21 protein-coding genes are annotated in these 21,428 nt (G+C 33.8%); 3 read left to right on the top strand and 18 right to left on the bottom strand.

Going from position 1 to position 21,428, the window contains the following annotated elements; all coding sequences use genetic code 11:
- From nirJ2 to BN3326_RS14735, 9 genes are all read right to left on the bottom strand, one after another.
- On the bottom strand, nt 1-993 hold the full coding sequence (gene nirJ2, locus BN3326_RS14775; RefSeq protein WP_070000020.1) for a putative heme d1 biosynthesis radical SAM protein NirJ2: 993 nt from the start codon (nt 991-993) through the stop codon (nt 1-3).
- The gene (nirJ1, locus tag BN3326_RS14770) at nt 990-2,162 is read right to left on the bottom strand and encodes a putative heme d1 biosynthesis radical SAM protein NirJ1 (protein ID WP_070000019.1); all 1,173 of its coding nucleotides are present in this window, start codon (nt 2,160-2,162) and stop codon (nt 990-992) included. The genes nirJ2 and nirJ1 overlap by 4 nt, the downstream gene beginning before the upstream one ends.
- 34 nt (nt 2,163-2,196) lie before the next feature.
- Entirely contained in the window at nt 2,197-3,801 is a 1,605-nt protein-coding gene (locus tag BN3326_RS14765; RefSeq protein WP_070000018.1) for a multicopper oxidase family protein, read from the bottom strand.
- A gap of 100 nt (nt 3,802-3,901) precedes the next feature.
- A complete protein-coding gene (locus BN3326_RS14760; protein WP_070000017.1) occupies nt 3,902-5,323 on the bottom strand; it encodes a sensor histidine kinase in 1,422 nt (473 codons plus the stop codon).
- 1 nt (nt 5,324) lies between these two features.
- Nucleotides 5,325-6,023 (bottom strand): response regulator transcription factor, encoded by a 699-nt coding sequence (locus BN3326_RS14755; protein ID WP_070000016.1) that lies wholly within the window; start codon nt 6,021-6,023, stop codon nt 5,325-5,327.
- Between the two features lie 204 nt (nt 6,024-6,227).
- A complete protein-coding gene (locus BN3326_RS14750) occupies nt 6,228-6,437 on the bottom strand; it encodes a heavy-metal-associated domain-containing protein (protein WP_070000015.1) in 210 nt (69 codons plus the stop codon).
- 34 nt (nt 6,438-6,471) lie between these two features.
- Nucleotides 6,472-6,771 (bottom strand): hypothetical protein, encoded by a 300-nt coding sequence (locus tag BN3326_RS14745; protein WP_070000014.1) that lies wholly within the window; start codon nt 6,769-6,771, stop codon nt 6,472-6,474.
- Between the two features lie 125 nt (nt 6,772-6,896).
- Nucleotides 6,897-8,162 carry an HD-GYP domain-containing protein gene (locus BN3326_RS14740; RefSeq protein ID WP_070000013.1) on the bottom strand — a complete coding sequence of 422 codons (1,266 nt, stop codon included), beginning with the start codon at nt 8,160-8,162 and terminating at the stop codon, nt 6,897-6,899.
- Between the two features lie 154 nt (nt 8,163-8,316).
- On the bottom strand, nt 8,317-9,441 hold the full coding sequence (locus tag BN3326_RS14735; RefSeq protein WP_070000012.1) for a YncE family protein: 1,125 nt from the start codon (nt 9,439-9,441) through the stop codon (nt 8,317-8,319).
- Between the two features lie 179 nt (nt 9,442-9,620).
- Between BN3326_RS14735 and BN3326_RS14730 the strand changes: the two genes are divergently transcribed.
- Nucleotides 9,621-9,971 (top strand): four-helix bundle copper-binding protein, encoded by a 351-nt coding sequence (locus BN3326_RS14730; RefSeq protein WP_330389725.1) that lies wholly within the window; start codon nt 9,621-9,623, stop codon nt 9,969-9,971.
- Between the two features lie 247 nt (nt 9,972-10,218).
- On the opposite strand, the gene BN3326_RS21755 is transcribed toward BN3326_RS14730, so the two are convergent.
- The 8 genes from BN3326_RS21755 to BN3326_RS14690 form a co-directional block, all read right to left on the bottom strand.
- Complete coding sequence (locus tag BN3326_RS21755) at nt 10,219-10,785, bottom strand: hypothetical protein (protein WP_207646355.1); 567 nt, start codon at nt 10,783-10,785, stop codon at nt 10,219-10,221.
- An 80-nt stretch (nt 10,786-10,865) separates the two neighbouring features.
- Nucleotides 10,866-11,225: a hypothetical protein gene (locus BN3326_RS14720; protein WP_070000010.1), complete on the bottom strand. Its 360-nt coding sequence runs from the start codon at nt 11,223-11,225 to the stop codon at nt 10,866-10,868.
- Nucleotides 11,218-11,523 carry a hypothetical protein gene (locus BN3326_RS14715; RefSeq protein WP_070000009.1) on the bottom strand — a complete coding sequence of 102 codons (306 nt, stop codon included), beginning with the start codon at nt 11,521-11,523 and terminating at the stop codon, nt 11,218-11,220. Before BN3326_RS14715 ends, BN3326_RS14720 begins: the two co-directional genes overlap by 8 nt.
- A gap of 13 nt (nt 11,524-11,536) precedes the next feature.
- Nucleotides 11,537-12,043 carry a cytochrome b/b6 domain-containing protein gene (locus BN3326_RS14710; protein WP_070000008.1) on the bottom strand — a complete coding sequence of 169 codons (507 nt, stop codon included), beginning with the start codon at nt 12,041-12,043 and terminating at the stop codon, nt 11,537-11,539.
- Between the two features lie 14 nt (nt 12,044-12,057).
- Nucleotides 12,058-12,771 (bottom strand): hypothetical protein, encoded by a 714-nt coding sequence (locus tag BN3326_RS14705; protein ID WP_070000007.1) that lies wholly within the window; start codon nt 12,769-12,771, stop codon nt 12,058-12,060.
- A 21-nt stretch (nt 12,772-12,792) separates the two neighbouring features.
- Nucleotides 12,793-13,962, bottom strand: coding sequence for a hypothetical protein (locus BN3326_RS14700; RefSeq protein ID WP_070000006.1), 1,170 nt, complete (start codon nt 13,960-13,962; stop codon nt 12,793-12,795).
- 463 nt (nt 13,963-14,425) lie between these two features.
- Entirely contained in the window at nt 14,426-15,808 is a 1,383-nt protein-coding gene (locus BN3326_RS14695; protein WP_070000005.1) for a sensor histidine kinase, read from the bottom strand.
- A gap of 145 nt (nt 15,809-15,953) precedes the next feature.
- Nucleotides 15,954-16,415: a hypothetical protein gene (locus tag BN3326_RS14690; RefSeq protein WP_070000004.1), complete on the bottom strand. Its 462-nt coding sequence runs from the start codon at nt 16,413-16,415 to the stop codon at nt 15,954-15,956.
- Nucleotides 16,416-16,794: 379 nt separating this feature from the next.
- Here BN3326_RS14690 and BN3326_RS14685 point away from each other — a divergent pair, with 379 nt between their 5' ends.
- Entirely contained in the window at nt 16,795-17,877 is a 1,083-nt protein-coding gene (locus tag BN3326_RS14685) for a trans-sulfuration enzyme family protein (protein ID WP_070000003.1), read from the top strand.
- 42 nt (nt 17,878-17,919) lie between these two features.
- Nucleotides 17,920-19,494 (top strand): pyridoxal-phosphate dependent enzyme, encoded by a 1,575-nt coding sequence (locus BN3326_RS22670; protein ID WP_070000002.1) that lies wholly within the window; start codon nt 17,920-17,922, stop codon nt 19,492-19,494.
- Nucleotides 19,495-19,727: 233 nt separating this feature from the next.
- Here BN3326_RS22670 and BN3326_RS14675 read toward each other — a convergent pair whose 3' ends face one another.
- Nucleotides 19,728-21,167, bottom strand: a complete 1,440-nt coding sequence (locus BN3326_RS14675) for a putative bifunctional diguanylate cyclase/phosphodiesterase (protein ID WP_070000001.1) — start codon at nt 21,165-21,167, stop codon at nt 19,728-19,730.
- Between the last annotated feature and the right edge of the window lie 261 nt (nt 21,168-21,428).

The raw sequence follows: 21,428 nt of genomic DNA, 5'->3' as shown, positions 1-21,428 counted from the left end.
TTAGTCCATCCCTCCATTAAACACGCATAATGTTTCTTCTTCCATATAGTCTCCCTCATTATAGAACGCTGCTCTGGCACGACAGCCACCACATGAATGCTTATATATACAGAGCCCACATTTCCCTTTATAATCTGAAGTTCGCAGCTCTTTAAGTATAGGATTGTTTCTCCAAATCTCACTAAAAGGCGTGTGTCTTATATTATCAATAGGCTTATCTAAATATGCACAAGGCTGCACATCACCTTTAGGATTAATAATGCAATAGCTAATACCTGCTAAACATCCTTTCGAAAATCTAACCTTAACGCCTTGCTGCGACGCTATTCTCATAAATTGTGGTGCACAGGTAGGTTTTACTTCTATATTCACTTCTTTTTGTTTGAGCACAATATCGGTAAGTAACTCTTCATACTGCTTGGCATTTAAAAATTCATCCTTTATATTAACTGCGCGACCAGTAGGGACTAAGAAAAAAATATGATGTGCAACTGCCCCTACCCTAGCCGCAAAATCTGTGATGTTAAGGATTTCATTATAATTCCAGTCCATAACCGTAGTATGGATTTGAAAGCTTAAACCAGCAGCCTTACAATTATGAATGCCTTGAAGTGTATCTTCGTAAGCATTTTTTAAACCTCTAAAAGTATTGTGTTTAGCCCCATCCATACTGTCTAAACTAATACCGATTCCCATTACACCAGCTGCTTTAAGTTTGTAAGCTATTTCTTTAGTGACTAAGGTTCCATTGCTGCCAAGTACAGGCCTCAACTTATACTTAACCGCATGTTCTGCTAACTCAAATATATCCGACCGAAGCAAAGGCTCTCCGCCAGAAAATATCATGATTTTAAAACCTGCTTTTGCAATCTCTTCAATAAGTTCCTTGGCTTCATGCGTATTTAATTCTTTATCGTATACTTCTCCAGCATCTCTATAACAGTGTTTACAGCTCATATTGCATTTATTTGTAGTATTCCATGATATAATCAAAATGGCAATCCCCCAATCTCTTCATTTGTCAAGTAGCACGCAGGGTCAGATGCCCAAAAGTCACCTGTTACGGCTTCTGCTCTTACACGCAGGTTGCCATTGCAAATGCTGAGCCATTTACATAGGCTGCACCTTCCTGTTAATAATGGTTTCCTATCTCTTAATTCTAATGCAAGAGAACTTGTAGGATTTTTCCATATCTCACTAAACTTTTTCTCTCTAATATTTCCAAAAGTATGGTGCTGGGTAAATTGGTCTGGATGAACATTACCTTTAAAATCGATATTTGCAAAGGCCATTCCTGACCTATTACCTCCGTTCATATGCAGCAACTTAGAGACTCTATCAGCAATTTCTGGATGATTCTCCTTAACCTTAAGATATAAATAGGCTGCATCTGCATGATTGTCTACTGTCAAAATCTCAACTTTTTTTCCGAATTCGATTGCTTTTTTCATAATTAAATCCATTGCCAGCCGCTTTTCTTCATGCGTGATATCTTCTTCAATCATCTGGCTTGCTCTTCCAGAATAAGCTAAGTGATAAAAGCATACTCTAGGTATACCCTCTTCTTTTATAAAATAAAAAACATCCTCTAATTGATCATAGTTACTGCGATTAATCGTAAATCTTAGCCCTACCTTTTGCCCAATATCTAAACAATTTCTAATACCGGTTGCTGCTTTATCAAAACTGCCGTGCACTCCTCTAAATGCATCATTTCTAATACCTATGCCGTCTAAACTAATACCTACATAACTCACGCCATTTTGTTTTAAGTCTTTTGCTACTTCTTTATCTATTAAAGTGCCGTTAGTTGAAACTGTACTTCGTATGTTATTTTCCCTTGTATATTTTAAGAGTTCAAATATATCTTTTCGTAATAGAGGTTCTCCCCCTGAAATAAGTAGTACTGGGACCTTAAAGCTTGCTAAATCATCAATAAGTGCTTTAGCTGCTTTAGTATCTAATTCTTCTTCAAACTGACAATGCTTTGAATCAGCGTAACAATGCTTACAGCTTAAATTACATGTATTGGTGCAATTCCATACAACTACCGGCCCCTTACCTCTGCTTACACCATATTTTTCATCTTTTGCTCCATGAGTATACCGAAGGCTATCACCAAAGTTCTCACTTCCGCATAACAATTTAGTTATTCCGATCATTATAGGATCCTTTCTGACGTATTAATTCATCTATCTATTCCGGCTTATTAAATGTTGCGCTTGGATCTGGTGTGTAATTAGATGTAAAGTCTGCATACTCTATACGCTGCATCATTCCAGCTGCGGCATGATGCAGTTCATGGCAATGCTGTACCCAATCTCCTGGATTATCTGCCTCGAATGCAACCACATACTCTTCTCCGGGCTTTATCATTAGTGTATCCTTCATAATGACAGCTCCTGTTAAAGGCGCTCCATTTTTAGAAAGCACTTGAAAAAAATGTCCATGCAGATGCATTGGATGATCTACTTTACTATTGTTAACATAGGTCATCTTAATAGTATCATTAGTCTTTATTTTCAATGGCGGAAGTTCCATGAATACCTTTCCGTTTATTGTATACTTTAGCTCATCATTACTTGTATCAGTATTTAGATCAACACGGTAATCAATGTCATATGTCTCTTCTAAGGTAAATCGTGCATTGCCTCCGCTTCCATAGCTTGCAAAATCAAATATCTGAAACTCAGCATTGTTTAACTCTTCTAAGTATCTACCATTTCCATCAATGATATTAACTGGAATTTTAATTTGGTCACTATACTTATTATCGTCATGTGTATCAATAACAAAATTTTCATCAGTCTTAACAACAAATTCAATATCGTATCTCTCACCTGGAGCAATCATGATAATCTTATCCTTGATTATGCCAGCATTAGTGATATCTTGCCCATCTGTACTAACAATCTTTATCTCTTGATTAGGTATATGAATGCCATGCTCTCGATAACCTGCATTTAAAAATCTTAACCTTACGAGTTCACCTTTCTTAACTTCTAAAGGAGTAATTAGGCTAGATGATTTTCCATTAACAGTATAAATATTGTACATAGAAGACATCATTTCCTCTTCTTCCATTACAAGATCCTTAGTAGTTTCACTAGACATCTTCATACCATTCATTGCATCCATTCCTTCTTCTGGATTTTCCATCCACTCATCCAATATAAGTGTATAGTCCCTATCAGGTTTCACCCAATTCTCTGGTTCTACAACTAAAACACCATATAGCCCTTTGTCAACTTGCTTAGAACTTTCTTGATGAGAATGATACCAATAAGTCCCAGCAACATCAGCCGAAAAAGCATAGGTAAAAGTCTCTCCTGGTCTCACAGCATCTTGATTCAAACCTGGTACCCCATCCATAGAAGATTTTAGAGGATAACCATGCCAATGAATAGTTACAGGCTCTTTAAGATTATTTCTTAGTTCAACTTCAACAAAATCTCCCTGCTTAACACGAATTTCTTGACCAGGCACTGTTCCATTGTAAGTCCACGTCATAATGTTTAGATTATCTTTAACTTGTAGATTAGCCTCCATGGCATTCAGAGTGAACCTTTTAATAGGCTGCCCATCTTTTGGCTGAATGATATTTTCTGCATTATCAAGAATATTATCTGCATTTTGTTTAGGTTGTTCCATGTCCATACTTTCCGATGAAGCAATTTGTTCCTGCACTGCTGACACTTCTTGAGCAGACATCCTTTGTTTGTTTTTATAAGCTACCATTGTTGCAAAAGCAACAACAATCATTGCAATAAATGTCAATATCATTATTTTTTGATTACTCATGTATTATTCACTCCCTTATTTAAAAGACTTAAACGTGAAACTTAGAATACTATTATCTAGTTAAACAAACACTTTATTTAAACTTTTAGAAGTTATTTGTTTAGAAATTAAACATAGGATTAAATTGAACATTAATCTTTCTCGGGATTTTAACTACAAATTCTGTTCCTTCATTTATCTTGCTATTGACAGTTACTGTTCCCCCATGCGCTTCAATAATTGCTTTGGTAATAGTAAGCCCTACTCCTACTCCGCCTGTTTTTTGATTTCTTGACTTATCTACCCTATAGAAACGTTCAAATATATGTGGTAGATCCAATTCATCTATACCTATCCCTGTATCTTTGATCCTTATTTCTGTCGTTTTTTGGTGATTGGCTATATCAATTGAAATTTCCCCGTTATTATCTGAATACTTTAAAGCATTTGTTATAAGGTTATTAACTACTTGACTCATCTTATCTTGATCAGCATAGATAGAAACCTCTTTTGGATTATATTTCACCCTAATATGCTTAGTAAAAAACTCATTTTCATAGTTATTCAATAATCTAGTAATAAGCTTTGAAATATCAAAATCTTCTTTATGGATGAGTACATTTTCATTCTCAATTCCTGATAAATCTTCGATACTACCAATTAAGCGTCTCATTCTAATAATTTCATCATAACAACTTGTAAGTCGTTCTTTAGTCATCTCCCATATACCATCAATCATAGCTTCCATATGACCTTGTACAGAGGTTAATGGTGTTCTTAGTTCATGTGCCACATCTTGTGTAAGTTGCTTCTGCAATTTTTCCTTATTCTCTAAAGCTTCAGACAAATTATTAATGGTTTCTATTAGTACATCAATTTCTTTAGTGTTAGAAACATCTTTTAACTTTTCTTTATATTTTCCCTCAGATAACAATGATGCTTTTTTTGCTATTTTGTTAAGTGGCTTACTTATTCTTAAGGAAATTATTAACCCTAGTATAAACACTAAAATTAATGATCCAATCCCGATGATAATAAAAAGGGTATTAAATGCTTTAATAAAAACTAATTCTTCATCATTAAAGTAATAAGGACCAACATATCCTGTTACAAGTGTTCCAATCTTTATATCATTGAGGATCAGGTCATATGATTTTTCCTGATATTCTCCCTTCCAATTAGTCGAGTAGCTATACATATTGTTTCGCATACTAACTATCATCTGTTCGCATAAACCATTATTATGTTCAGATGCAGACCACACAAGTTGGCTCTCTTCATCTAAAACCTCAATAATGATGCCATTTTGCAAAGCATTCATCCCAATTCTTTCTAGATAGGTTGTATCCCATACCTTATCTTCTTCGTACTGCATGTTTATAAGGTCAATTACTTCATTGGTTTGTTTTTCTTGTCTATTAATAACATAACTTTGGAACTGTGTTTTAATATAGATATTGGCTACTAAACTAATGAGTCCAACAACAATAACAACAATAAGTATATATGAGAGAGTTAACTTACTTCTTAAAGAATATCTCACTTTAATCACCTCCAAACTTATACCCAATACCACGAACAGTTAAAATGTATTTACAATCTTTCGAATCAGTCTCTATTTTTGAGCGCAAGTTCTTAATATGAGAATCAATTGTTCTATCATAGCCAAAATAATCCCCCTCAAATGCAACATTGATAAGTTCTTCTCTTGTAAAAACTTTGTTTGGACGTTTAGCTAAAGTAAGTAATATCTTAAATTCGCAAGGCGTTAAATTTACAAATTCATGGGCTTTCTCCACAGTATAATCATCTACATTTATAATTAAGTCTCCATTGCTGAATAGTAAAACATCTGGATTTCCATTTTCTACGCTGCTTCTTCTAAGCAGTGCTTTAACTCGAGCGATCATCTGCCGTGGACTAAAAGGTTTAGTGATATAATCATCCGCTCCGATATCAAGCCCATTAAGAATGCTCTCTTCCTGAGATTTAGCAGTTAACATGATAATAGGAACTTGAGATGTTTTTCTTATTTCCCTGCATATTTGTTCACCACCGATATCTGGAAGCATTAAATCTAGTAGGATAAGATCAATATTTTGGCTATTAAACAGCTTGAGTGCATCGTAACCTCTAAGCGCCTTATATACTTCATAACCACTGTTAAGCAGGTAGGATTCTATAAACTCAACTATTTTTTCTTCATCTTCAACTATAAGTATTTTTTTAGAATTAATATCCATAATATTTACTCCCCATTAGTTTTATTTAAGCTTTATTTCTATATGTTTTAATATGGTATAATCATACCTAAACTGTATGGATTTTTAATGGATTGAAATAAAAATACACCCTTGTGTTTATATAGGCATTTCTGCCTGTTAGTCAACACATCAGGTGTATTTATATTACTCCCAAATTTAGGAGCTCAATACAAATCCAGTTTATTATATCCTACTTATACTTACCACATTATATCCAGCTTCTTCTATTGCTTCCTTTATTTCTTCATTACTCGAAAGGCCTATAGCAAGAGCTGATTGTGTCTGTAAATCTACTTCAACTTTCATGACCCCTTTTAGTTTTTCTAAAGCTTTTTTTATGTGATCCACACAATGTTCACATTTGATACTTTTAAATAGTATTCTCTTTGACATAGGCATTCCTCCTTATTTTTTATCATCTATTAATTTACTTATTATCTTCACTAACTTCTTCCTTTTTATTATGTGAGCAACAACTATGATCTTTTCCACTCCTAAACATTCCTATCATCATAACGACCATCATTATTGGACAAATCAAAGAGGATATTCCTACTATTAGTGTATTAGTTCCTAAATTATTAATCTTTAATAGTGGTAAAATACCTACTATTATTATAGGAAGTAAGCAACAAGCGCCCATCATGCCTATATGTTTCAAAGGACTATGCCCCTTGAGTTTTTTATCTTTATCCTGATCTTGGTTATTATTTCTACCTGAATACATTAAAATCCCTCCTATTAAATGATTTAAACGATATAGATATACTATTTATTTTTTAATTATTCTTTAGTGTGTTGATAATATAAATATACCATACATTTATGGATTTCTTATGGATAAAAGTATTTTTAATCCTTATGTAAGCTAAGTTTAGACTTTGCTACTATAAAGGCATCTACTAACTTACCATCAAATTGTATTTCTTTATTTTTTATGATTTCATTTAGTGCTGCTTCTTCTGGAAGTCCTTTTCTATAAGGCCGGTCGGAAGTCATAGCGTCATATGTATCAGCAATTGCAATAATTCTTGCCTCTAAAGGGATTTCTTTACCACTTAGCCCCATTGGGTATCCTCCTCCTGAATATCTTTCATGATGATGTCGTATTATACTTAGGTTACCAGCCATAAAATCAATTGTTTGTAGTATGTTGACACCTATATCTGGATGTTTTTTTATAATTTCATACTCTTTATCCGTAAGCTTATCTTTTTTATTTAGTATATAATCAGGAATTCCTATCTTCCCTATATCATGAAATAGCGCCGAATATTCTAAGGCCTTAAGTCTATCTTCTGAAAATCCCAAGACGCCCCCTATTTCAAGTGATATTTTTGCTACTCTTGTTGAATGACCTGCTGTATAGGGATCTCTTGCATCAACTGCATTAGAAAGTGAGATAACTGTATTAAGATAAGATTTATTAAGCCTCTTATAGGATTCTTCAAGCTTAATTTTCTTTTCATTTAGTTCCTTATTCTGATTTACTAATGTCTTTGATGCACTATGTATAATTCTCAGCAGCAGAAAAAATAATATAAATAAGCCGAAGAATTGAGTTTTAGATATGATCGAAATTAACATATCAGTATGCATACTGATTTCTTTATAAGGTACAATCATTCTAAAAACACCAACATTTTTACCCTTATACTTAATAGGAGCATATATATCAAAAACTTCACTTACATCTGTATCAGCAGATAAAGTTTCAAACTTATATGGTTTTGTACTAACGATTTGGCCCTTTATGACTTGTTTAATAATATCTGTATCAGTAATTTCTTTTTCTATTAATAAATTATCACTAGATAGAATTGTAATATTTTCTCTGTTTATAATACTTACAGATTTAAGCTTATAATAATCTATTACATATTCTAAATCATTGAGAATATGTATTTTGTTTGCACCCTTTATTGCATCTTTATAATCTGATTCATTTAAGGTATCTTTAATTGTGCTATTTACTATAATATTGGCAATGCCCTTAAAACTATTAAGGCGATCATTTTTTATATGATTTGAAATAACCCATGATAATAAGATCCCTGTTATTACAAATGCAATTAGACTGTATATAGAAAAGTATCCCATTAATGATTTTATTCTCATAGACCGCTACACCCTCTTTTCAATTAAAATTCTTACCTTAAACTTCTAATCATCTCTAACTGTGGTCATCTTATATGACTTATCATATTTACAAATGACATCCCCAAAAAACCAACAAAAAAGGATTATAAAAAAAGTGGCTAATGCCACTTTTTTATTCTCTATAACTTATTCCATTTGGCCCCTCATCTACTTGTACAGTGCTAATGACTTGACCTGTTGTATTATCAATTACACTGATAGTATTTTCATATTTATTTGTTACATATACGTATTTATTATCATTAGTTACTACAACCCCATGTGCACCTTTACCGGTTTCAGTAGTAGCTATAACAGTCTTAGTTCCCATATCTATCTTCGAAACAGTATTTGATGGACTCTCCTTTGTACCTTGATTTGCTACAAAAGCATATTGATCATCGGATTGCAAATAAACTTGAGCAGGGTTAGTTCCTACTGCAATTTTTTCTATAGCATCTGTGGCTAAATTTATAACTGCTAATACATTTTCTGAACTAACAGTTACCAGTAAAGTCTTACCATCACTTGTTATTGCTGTTGTTACAGGAGTCTCTCCTACAGTTATCTTTTTAATTTCTTTGCTATTTTCAATATCAATAACACTTACTGTATCTTCTTCCATATTGGCAATATATGCAAACTTACTATCTTTAGATATTCGGAATCCGTTTGGACCTTTACCAACTGCTATAGTATTAAGGACCTCATATGTTTTTGCATCAAGGATAGATACATTATTATCTTTACTATCCGTTACTAGTACATACTTACCATCCTCCGTAAATACTATATAAGCTGGATGTTTGCCAAGTTCCATTTGCTTAACGAGATCTCTTGTATTGGTATCATAAAAGAATACTTCACCTTTCATATCCATATTCATTTCCATATTTTCATCTTTTTCTTCTTCTTCAGTCATTTTTTCAGCTACTGTAAAAGCAACTATCTGCCCATCTGATGAAATCTGTATATTATGAGGAGATCCATCAACCTGTATAGTATCTATAACTTTATTAGTGATACTATCTATTTTTGAAATACTGCCACTTTCATTTGCAGTATAATAATAAGTTAATTTTACTTCTGCAGGAGTTGGTGCTGGTGTCTCCTGTACTTGTGTCTCTTGTGTTTGTTCTTGTACTTGAACCGTATCAGGCTGCTTTACATTATTATTTGGTGCATTCGCACAACCTGTAAAAGCTAAGGTGAATATTGCTGAACTTGCCATAAATTTTATAAGTTTAGATTTAGTCATTTTCTATCTTCCTTTCGATATTTAATTTTTAGTTATTTTTATTGTCTATCAATAAATAATTCATAATTTTATATAAAGGTACTTAAAGTATAGATGCTTTAGAGCTTACGAATAAAAAGTATTATATAGGCCATAATATTTATGAACTAAAATATGCGACATAAAGGAGATTTACCAGTATGCTTATGAATTTAAATTTAACTTCAAATGAAAAGTATCAAAAATGTATTGATGTATGTTTAGAATGTGCTCAAGTCTGCGAATTTTGTGCAACATCTTGCTTACGTGAACCTGACCCTAAAATGATGGCCAAGTGTATTCAACTTGACAGAGACTGTGCTGATATCTGTATTTTATCAGCACAATTTATGGCTAGAGACAGTGAGTTTTCACATCAACTCTGTTCATTATGTGCCGAAATATGCCGAGCATGTGGTGAAGAATGTGCTAAATTTCCTCAAGAACATTGCCAGAAATGTGCAGATATATGCAATCGCTGTGCTTCAGAATGTGAAAATATGTCTCACTAATTTTCAATTTTAAAAGTATTAATTTTTTAGGGTTAATCTAGTATCTGCTAATTAAACGCGCAGCACTGATTAACCTTTCTTTTTCTTGTTCCTACATAATATTAAATAATTTAATAGGATTTGTAATAGTATCAAAAGTAAGAGAAGCAGTCACATTGGCCACTTCTCTTACTGAATTACTTTCTATACTTAAATATATTTAACATTCTATTTCTCTCTATCAATCCCTTTAATAATAATGCTTAGATTACATCATTCCGCCCATCATGCCCATTCCCATTCCGCCGCCTGATCCGCCAGACATTCCAGCTGCTGGATCTGCTGGCATTGATTGCATTGGCATACTACCTTGTGGCATTGGTTGCATTGGCATACTACCTTGTGGCATTGATTGCATTGGCATATTTCCCATACCATTATTCATCATTTGCTGCATTTGATTGATTTGCATTTGCATTTGATCTAAACGGTTAATAACTATGTTGAAATCCATCTGACCGCTGCCCATCACACTCATGCTGCCCATAGTACCTTGTTGCATTGGCATCGATTGCTGCTGCATTGGCATTGACTGTTGCTGCATTGGCATTGACTGCTGTGTTCCATGATATCCTGTTGTATTTGGTGCCGGAGTCATAAATTGTAATACTACTCCTGAAATAATTATTCCTACGAAAGAAAATAAAGCAAGTTTTAACCATCCATTACTTTGCATAGAAGTACCTCCATTTATTAATATATTTTTTTTGTTTTTTGTATTTTTAGGATTTACAATATAATTAACGAATCCCATTCCTAACATTCCTAACCCCAAGATGAGGAGTAAGATAAGAAAAACCATATATAAAGATCCAACATTACCTAATAATTGCACTATCTCACCTCCATTTCCAACTATTTTAGCCAAATAATCCCTAGAAATACTGTTCCAGCTATGATAAATGGTAACAGTATGACAATAGTAGCTGTGGTTAAATAGTGCATGGTTTTAAGAAAACCATATTGTGCATTATGATGACCGGCTATACTATTCCCACCTTGTGAAATTTCTATTTGTCCATTTTGTGGCTTTACAAGGTCAGCTACAGTTACATTTTTAAGATGCATTTTCATCATATTTCCCATACTTTGTTCCATCATACTAGAGTTTGATGCAGTATTTGGACTGCTTGCCCATGAATAAAGTAAGACCATTAAAGTTATTGATCCAAATATTACTGCCAACTGAATAAATGGTAGCTTTTTCTTATTCATGTTTCTTCCTCCTTGTAAGCCTTACGTAAAGCCCTGAAACAACACTTAATAAAATTAATGGGCTAGTTACTGATGCAGCATTTAAAATGAGTTGCTTTAACTGTGCATCCTCCTCTATAGACATTGAAAGTCCCATAAGAGAACTATGCATAGCATCCATCATTCCTGACATATACTGCATAATCTGCCCTTCTGTAGGCGGTGGCCCTAAGACCGAAATAATAATCCCAGCCCCCATAAAGAAGAAGGAAGTTGAAACAAACCATATCATGAATTTTACCCACGGCTTTTGTAGCATCTCCTCATCTCCTTTACTTTGTTAACTGTTTACTTTGATTTAATTTTTTGGTTTTAGAGTTAGCTTTAGACTTTTTAGATATTACCAGTGCATGGGATTTCTCATAAATATGCCATATCACGCTTGCAACCACGATATAGGTTAACTTTTCATGAATATACATGGCAAATGCAGCTGCTTGCTTATTCGTATCCATACATACCCATATAATGACGCCTGTAATAATGAAGATAAGTGTTGTTATAAAGGTAAAAAGCTGATAACCTTTTTTTCCGATAATAAACCAAGCTAGTCTGCTCTCATCATTCTTTAACCCACGCATAACTTCATAAGCTATAGATATGAATGTCAGCAGTATAAATATTGCTGCAAAGATCCGATGGATTAAGTCTGCCGAAGCTATGTCATAATTCATAATCCAGCCATATCTTGCGCCTACCATTGCAAGACCACTTAATGCTAATATTGAAAATACTATAGCCCACAACCAGTGCATAATAAAGTCAAACCTAAATTTCATGGTTAAATTCTCCCTTACTCTTCTTTATTATCCTCGCTGATAAGAATTGGAGAACTTGTATTCACTTCATTATTTACTGACCTTTGAGAATTAAATATACCCGCATCATATTGTTTCTTTAAATAAGCAACAACTGCAAGTATAAGTGCTACCACAAGAACAAAAGATAATATCTGAATTAAAAGTGGTAAAAGTGCTGCCACTCCTAGCATAGGATTTAAACTGCCCATACCATATCCCATACTACCATTGATTCCCACACTATATCCCATGCCACTATTGATACCCATATTATATCCGGCACCGTATCTCATGCTCGGATTTAGGAAATACTGCAATAATGCAAACACAATCACTGTACCTAGAATTGCTACAGTAATACCTGCTACAGCTTTTAAAATAGGATCATCATTGACCGATTTTAAAACATTTGTATTAATACTTCTAATACTCGTGTTTTTAAAGAATGTTTCTTTTATCCACATTATGACACCAATAATAACTGCTATTACCAGTACTCCTAGAAGAAGTTTAACTAATAAAACAAGTAACCCTGAAAGAAATAAATCGATTGAAAATGCAGTGCCACCCATATTATTTACGTAATGTTCTCCCATATTACTTCCACCTCCAATGAAAATATTGAATAATAAATTAAATGCAATTGTACCCATTATAATGATTAATAACGTCCTAATAATAGAATCGTTTCTAGTTTTTCCTGTCAAAACTCTTCACCTCCTTTACACCTATACATCTGGTTCACCTTCAAACTTACTTGTTATTTCTTCGCTTTTTTTATTACGTGGACTAAGCATATTAATTATGCCTCCTAGCACCCCTATAATAAGACTGATTAATAAAATAACAAGAATAATGTTAAATATTGTTGTAAAGTTCATATTAGTGAATATGCCTTGACTAGCTGTGCTTCCATAATCTACTGCAGTTGGATTAGATGTACTGTTTAGACTTTGAACTTGTACTCCAGCATTGATCATTTGATTACCAAACTCTTGATTTAATTGGTCTAATAATGCCATTCCTTGTGCAAGCTTATATACTCCTTGATGTAATTGTTTCATAGCTTCACTATTATAAGAATAGCCATTTGGTGGTGCATAAGGATTTACATTTACAAGTACAGATGCTTGAGTTAACATGTTAATGGCATTACTAAGCTTATTTCTGTTTTGTAAAGCTGTATTATATCTAATGATATAAGTTTGGTAGTTTGCAGGACTTGCTTCTACCATAGTTGATTGAGCAAAAAGCTCCTCATTCAACTGATTAATAAACATTACTCCTTGTGCCAATGTAAAAATGCCGTTATGAAGTTGCTGCAACTTATCTTGATCATAGACAAAGTTATTTTGACCTTGCTGCATATTATCCATGCCGGCCATACCAGTCATTCCGCTCATCCCACTCATAGCGCCTTGATTAGTTACAGCAGGTACTTGATTATTAGCATCAGTGGATTGATTTTCAGAAGGAGTAATAGTTACTGAACTGTTTCCATTAGGATAGATATTAATGGTAGGTGTGCCTGATGATGGTTGTCCTTGCTGTCCTTGCATTCCTTCCATCTGCATACTGCCATTATTCATATCGGGTAAAGTCGTCTTAGAATATGGATCAACAGTGATTAGATCTATTGCTTGGTTAATTAATCCAATTGCCTCTGTTAATGTTTCTCGATTTCCAGCTGCAGCTGCATTTGGTACCACTGTGCTCTGTTCAGTATTGTTCTGAGTTGGCATTTGTTCATTATTTGACGGGGGCTGATTAGTTTGAGGTATATTTATTAAAAAATTATTCATTCCGCCCATAAAATATGCACTATATCCAACATAGCCTAATCCTCCTATAATAATTAAGATTAGTAGTGTGGCAATAAAACTTCTTAATGCTCTCATTTGTTCACATCCTTACTGTGGCCACAATGTGTATGGGATACCCACTTAAAATTTTTTCTTTTGTTACTCAACTCTTTCACTTCCTTTACGTCAAATTTCATGCCTCAAAATAATAACATACATATTGTGCCCTGAATAAGTGCTGCTATACTTCCAATACTTGAAGCACAGGTTAAAAAGCATATCTTCTACTTCATACACTCCTCCCTTACTTTATTTTATTTCACTTAAAATGAATAAAATTTACTAGGCATCCCACCTTTAATAGCAACCAATCAACTATTACTCTTATTTATTATTCCTATTGGCTTATCATGGATTATAGATACTTTTAATGGATTTTTAATGGATTTTATATGGAGATAACTATATATTTTATTCATAGAGAAAAAAAGCTTATTTAGGATTATTAAACGTTATATCCTAAATAAGCTTTTTTAAGATCAGCTGTCTGCCTTTCTAATTAATACGCATCTTCTTTTACATAAATATCTGACAGCTCTATTTCTGTATTTCTGCTTTTGTGTTTAAACAACACTTTTTCACTCAGTTCCTTGTCAATAGTCTTTGTCATATGGATAGGGAAGTATAAAATAACTTCTGTTCCTTCTCCTTCTTTACTAAATACCTCTATTCTTCCATGATGTAACTGTACAAGCGATTTTACAAGCGCAAGTCCTATGCCACTTCCCTCTACATCTCTAATTAATGATTTATTAACTTGCATAAATCTATCAAATATATAAGGAAGCATTTTTGAACTTATTCCTATACCTGTGTCTTTAATAGAAATAATAATTTCCCCTTTCAGGGGGTACATATAGACTAAAATCTGTCCGTTCTTTTTATTATATTTAATAGCATTTGATATAAGGTTAAGAATGATTCTTTCATATTGATGTCTATCAATTGCAGTCACTAATTCTTCAATTGCTGTATCAAATAATATAGCTATATCATTTGCTCTTGCATAACTAACAGTAGATAAGATAATATCTTCTGTTAATTGAATAATATTATAATTATTTAAATTAAGTTTTATGCAGCCACTATCTATCATCGCAGCATCTATGATGTTATTAATTAACCGAATAAGTCTGTATCCATTTTGTTTGAGTATCCTAATTGCTTTAGGAAGTACCCTTTGCAAATCTTCCTTATATTGTATTTTTTCTAAAAGCTTAGATGTTGTGATCAGAAGGTTGATCGGGGTTTTAAATTCATGAGAAAGATTGGCAAAGAATTCATTTCTTATCCTATCACGCTCTATACTTTCGCATAAAAGCCTCCTATGAGAAATGTCCTGAATAAGCATAATAACACTTTTACTGTGATTCTTTTTGCTTTTAGCTACTGTTGTAACTTCTACTTCTTTAACTTCATTATGTAAGGTCCTGATGTGGCATTCTATTCTTCTCGGAATAGCATCTAACGCTTCAAAATCTACATCTTTAACAAATATTTCTTTCAATTTAGAATACGTCACTTTATCTTGATTAGCTTGTCCTAGAAGCTCAATACCATGCTGATTAATAAACTTTATTTCTTTATCTTCTATCAAAATAACACTATTAGGAATACCCATAAGTAATTCTTTGTAGCCTTCCTCTGATTGTCTTAAAAGGTTTTCGGTTTTTTGTTTCTGTATAATATTGATTATAAGTATTACAACAACAATAATTAAAACAATAATGATTTGTATTAAAAAGAGATCACCTCTATATCTAGCTTCTATTATAAGTTTTTCTTTAGGTATATGATCACTGGCCTCAACACTATAGCTATACATTAAAGTCAAAAATAAGCTTGTTATTATTAGACGCATTTTTGCGCTATACTTCCTCATACTACCTCCAAACAATGTAAATTTTTTAAATTATTAATCTATTTCATCATTTATTTTATTACTTATTGTATATTTATTCAAACATTTTTTTTAAAATATTCCATTTTTTTGCAATATCTTTTATAATAGGCTATTAACTTGAAATTTAACTGCTTTTTGTTATTTTCGCCGGATAATTTGTTGTAATAACGAAGCTTTGTATTTGATGATCTACTTCGAAATCAACTCTTACATCTCCCTTGCCCCTAAAATCAAAATCAACCTCATAACTTCCTATATCTTGAGGTTCAAGACTTTTACCTTCAATAATAGTATTTTTGATTAGAGTTGCCTTCATACTGCCCTGAATAGCTGATATAACAATATCTTTTTCTAACTGAATATCCTCCGCTCCAATATTCGTAATATTAATATTTAAAATCGCAGAGGTAATCTGGCTTCCCGTTTCATCTAATTCCGTTCCCAGACCTACTACATCGACTTTGATGGCCTTTCCTAACATATTGCCAACGTTCATTTCATATATAAATTCAGATCTGCGGTTACATCCTGTACATAGGATGCTTATACATAGCATCATATATATAACAACTATCTTTTTAAACATTTTTCATCCTCCTTACCTATTCGTACTTCTTGTCTATTCAAAATGATTGCCTATTTGGGTAGTATTTGATTTTATTCATTTCTCATACACCTTAAGTTGAGCAATAAATAGGGTAAATAGAGGAACAGTAATCCCCAGCTTACAATGAATCGCTCTAAAGATATCCACAATTTCCTCAGTTATATACACATTTAATGCAAAAGCGTCTTCATCTTATAGTAGGATTTTAGGAAGAACAAGGTTCTTTTCAAACTGAAAAATCATATCCTAGTAAATAATCATTTTACTCGGATATGATTTTTTTAGTTGATTTAGTATTTATAAAATTATTTTTCAATTCATTTATAAACTTATTTGTTATTTTAAAGGGGGCATTAAAATGAACTTTCATTCAAAGCTAATACATGGGGGCATACCTGAAGACGCATCAACCGGCGCAGTAAGTGTTCCTATTTATCAAACATCTACTTACAGACAAGATGGCATAGGCAGACATAAGGGATACGAATACTCCAGAACAGGTAACCCTACACGTCATGCACTCGAAACACTTATAGCAGAACTTGAAGGGGGGCTCGCCGGCTTTGCATTCGCTTCAGGGCTTGCTGCACTCTCTACAGTGATGATGCTTTTAAAATCCACAGATCATATACTTTTATCAGATAATGTGTATGGAGGGACTTTTAGAGTGGTTGATAAAGTATTTGTTAACTTAGGGATCAGCTACACGCTAGTAGATACCTCTAATCTGATCGAAGTTGAAAATGCCATCACCGCAAACACTAAAGCGATCTTTATTGAAACGCCTACCAATCCGCTTATGAAACTAACTGACTTATCTGCCATTGCCAAGCTTGCTAAGAAACATGGTTTGCTTTCTATAGTCGATAATACTTTCTTTACCCCTTATCTTCAAAGACCCATTGAGCATGGTATTGATATTGTCGTACACAGCGCTACCAAATACTTAGGAGGCCATAGTGATTTAGTTGCTGGTCTTGCAGTGGTAAATACAGAAGAATTAAAAGAACGAATACATTTTTTACAGAATGCAGTAGGCGCTATTTTAGGGCCTCAAGACAGCTGGCTGCTGATCCGAGGTATCAAAACACTTGCTATTAGAATGGATAAGGCCGAGGACAATGCTCTGAAATTAGCACAGTTTTTAAAGACTCTTCCTCAGGTTAAGCAAATCTATTACCCTGATATGGGGGCCATGATTTCATTTGAACTTGTTAGTGCTGAAGCTGCACACAAGCTCTTAGAAGGTGTGCAAATGATTGCCCTTGCCGAAAGTCTAGGCGGTGTCGAAAGTCTTATCTCCTTGCCCGCTGCTATGACGCATGCTTCTATTCCAAAACACCAAAGAGAAAAACTTGGTATTTCAGATAGTCTGGTAAGATTATCAGTAGGTATTGAAGACATTAATGATATTATAGAAGATCTAAAACGTGGTTTATAAGACGTATAAAAGATTATAAATATGAATAGAGGAGGGAAAAGTATGCATTATATTAACGATATCCGTGAACTTATCGGCAATACCCCGCTTCTTAAGCTAAACCGCATTGCTCCTGGTACTCGGGCAAATCTTTTTGCTAAACTTGAGTATCTGAGTCCTGGTGGAAGTGTTAAGGATAGGGTAGGACATGAGATCCTAACAGTTTCCAAGCAGCAAGGACTTCTTAAACCTGGTGCTACCATTATAGAAGCTACTGCTGGTAATACTGGCATAGGGCTTGCGATGGCTGCTTTTGAACAAGGCTATCATCTTAAGCTTGTAATCCCTGCTAAATTTGCTATAGAAAAACAAGTACTCATGCGTGCACTGGGTGCTGAAATCATTGTAACCCCAACAGAAGATGGTATTGAAGGTGCTATGCAAAAAGCTCAGGATCTAGCTGCTGCTATTCCGAACTCTTTTATGCCTAGACAATTTGAAAACAAACTTAACGTAGCCGCTCATCGTAAAACTGGCAAAGAAATTTATGATGCCCTTGATGGCAAAATTGACGTCTTTGTAGCCGGTGCAGGTTCTGGCGGCACGATTATGGGCATTGCTTCTTATTTTAAAGAAATGAATCCTAATATTAAAATTGTGCTTGCAGACCCCGAGGGCTCTATACTCGGTGGCGGCGAGGAAGGTTCTTATCATATTGAAGGCATAGGCAATCACTTTATTCCTAGTATTTTTGATGCTTCTCTTATTGATGAGGTTCAAAAAATATCTGATGAGGAAGCTTCTTACTATGTCCAACTTCTTGGTAAGAAAGAAGGGGTTTTGGTCGGATCTTCTTCTGGTGCGGCTATCGCAGGAGCTGTTAAAGAAGCTTATAGGGCGAGTAAAGAGATCAATATTGTTACAGTATTTCCTGATAGAAGTGACAGGTACTTTAGCCAAAACTTGTATGATTTTGAATTTAATCTTTCTGACTTTAGGTTTAATGCACTATTTGATGGCTGGGCAGATGCTTATGACGCTACTGTAGCTGATAAAGACGGTGAGTACCAAGAGGTTTTTATTAATTATCAAGCTATTCTTAAGCAGACGGTTAAACAAATAGATCAACCTGAAGGGGCTAAAGTATTAGATATAGGTTCTGGTACTGGCAATCTTGCCTATGTTGCTTCTCTTGCAAATTATGCCGTGACAGGGATAGAGCCTAATCAAAAAATGAGGAAACTTGCTGCAGATAAATACCCGAGTATCTATTTTATCGAAGGAAGCTTTCTGAATATCCCAGTTCCTGATAAAAGTGTGGATGCTATTATATGTAGCTACGCTTTTCATCACCTCTCAGACGATGAAAAAGGGGAAGCGATCAACATCTTTGCCTCAAAATTAAAACCCTCAGGTAAGGTTGTTATTGCTGATACTATGTATCGCTCACCAGAAGACGGTGAAGCCATTCTACAAGATGCCTTATCAAAGGGCTATCATAATCTGGCTAATGATCTGCAAACAGAGTTCTATACTACGCATACTGTACTAAAAGGTTTATTTACACATGTAGGCTTTAGCATTACCTTTGAACAAATGAATAAATTTGTATGGATTCTTACGGCAACTAAGGCTTAACTACTCAATCAATTAACAGTCTGCCCCTCCTAATCTGGAAGGGCAGACTGTTAATTTTCCTAGGGAGATTTCTATAGGTAATCGGGAGATTTTAGTACACGGAAGCTGCCTCTGCAACATTTTGCCAAGAAAATCTTAGTGGTTTTTGCAAATGGTACTTACATTTTTAGAAATGTGGAGGTGAGCATTTGGAGCACACTAAAATTCTCCGGCGGCTTTCATCAATAGACCTCCTACACTATTTTCATATAACGTTCTTCAAATAGATCCGCTTCTATAGGCTTGCTATAATAGTAGCCCTGTATCATATTGCACCCCATTGCGCTTAGCAGCTCTGCCTGCTCTTTTGTTTCTACGCCCTCTGCAACTGTCTCTATATTTAATAATCTAGATAGATCTATTATAGAAAGTGTTATACACTTACTTACGTGATCCCGTTCTATTTCAACAATAAAGCTTTGATCTAGTTTAAGCACATCTATTGGCAGTACCTTGAGATAGCTTAATGAAGAGTATCCCGTTCCAAAATCATCTAATGCAATTTTTACCCCAAGCGCCCTTATTGCTTTCATCTTAGCTATTGTTTGTTTCTTATCTATAATTGTCATACTTTCTGTTAATTCTATTTCTAAATATTGCGCTTCTAAACCTGATGTTTTTAATGTTTCTTTTATACTATCTAACATATCCTCTTGATAAAATTCAATAGCTGAGATATTCACTGAAACAATATACTTTTCATAGCCTTTGTCTTGCCAAGCTTTATTTTGCAAGCAAGCCTCCATAAGTCCCCACTTTCCTATTTCTGTAATAAGTCCCGCTTGTTCTGCTATAGGTATAAATTCATTAGGGGATATAAAACCCTTTTTAGGATGTTTCCATCTTATGAGTGCTTCCATCCCTACTATTTTCTGTGAAAGCGTATCAATTTTAGGCTGATAATTTAATATGAACTCTTTATTTTTAATAGCCTCCTGCAGTTCCATTGCTATAACTTGCTGACGTAAAATAGTTTCTTTGAGTTCGTTATCAAAAATCTGAAATGTCTTATTCCCATTTTTTCTCATTTGATCTTCAACAAACTTTACATTTTCATAAAGTTCACTCATTCGGCTTCCATGAGTAGGATAAATTGCCGCGCCAACTAATATTTGTAGTCCATAGTTTATATTCTCTTTAATCTTTATCTTAGAAATACGAGCTGCTAAACTTTCATATAAAAGGCTTATGTCCCCTACCTCTTGTATTTGAAATAAAATAGCAAACCCCGCGTCGTCTCTTCTGCCGCAAATACCATTTTTTGCAGTAAGCTCTTGTATAATTTGAGCTGTCTTTATTAAAATTTCATTGCCCGTATGGTATCCATAAATACTTCTTATAAAAGTAAATTTATCTATATTAATAGATAAAAGTGCATACTGATGGGCTAGATGACTAGATTGCAGCAAATCATTTCCTTCTATTAAAAATTTCCTCCTGTTGTATAATCCTGTTAGCTCATCTTCAAAGGCTAACTTGTATATAATATCGGAATCAAATTTTATCCTTTCTTCGCAAACTTTTCTTTCATTTACAATTGATTGCTTACAGCTCGTCTTTTTTATCCACACTATATAGCCCCCTACCATAATAATACTTGCAAACCAAAAGACATAAAGTATTTCGATTCCCATCATTTCCCCTCCACTTCAACAATACATCGCAGCTTATCCACATCCTTCTATGAATATAATATGTGAAACATCATAAAGCGTTCTTTAAATCAAACAATCTTATCATGGTAATAATTGTTTGATTCTGATTTTGGCCTCATAAAACAACCAGTATTTTACTTAAATGTCTATAATATTTGGTAATTATATGAAAAAATAATATAGGTTCTTGTGTTTTTGTTACTTTATTAGTAAAATATAATAATTATACAATAATCAAAA

Source organism: Cellulosilyticum sp. I15G10I2, assembly GCF_900095725.1.
Taxonomy (GTDB): Bacteria; Bacillota; Clostridia; order Lachnospirales; family Cellulosilyticaceae; genus FMMP01.
Note: the sequence above shows the minus strand (reverse complement) of the source record. Positions and strands in the feature narration are given on the sequence as shown.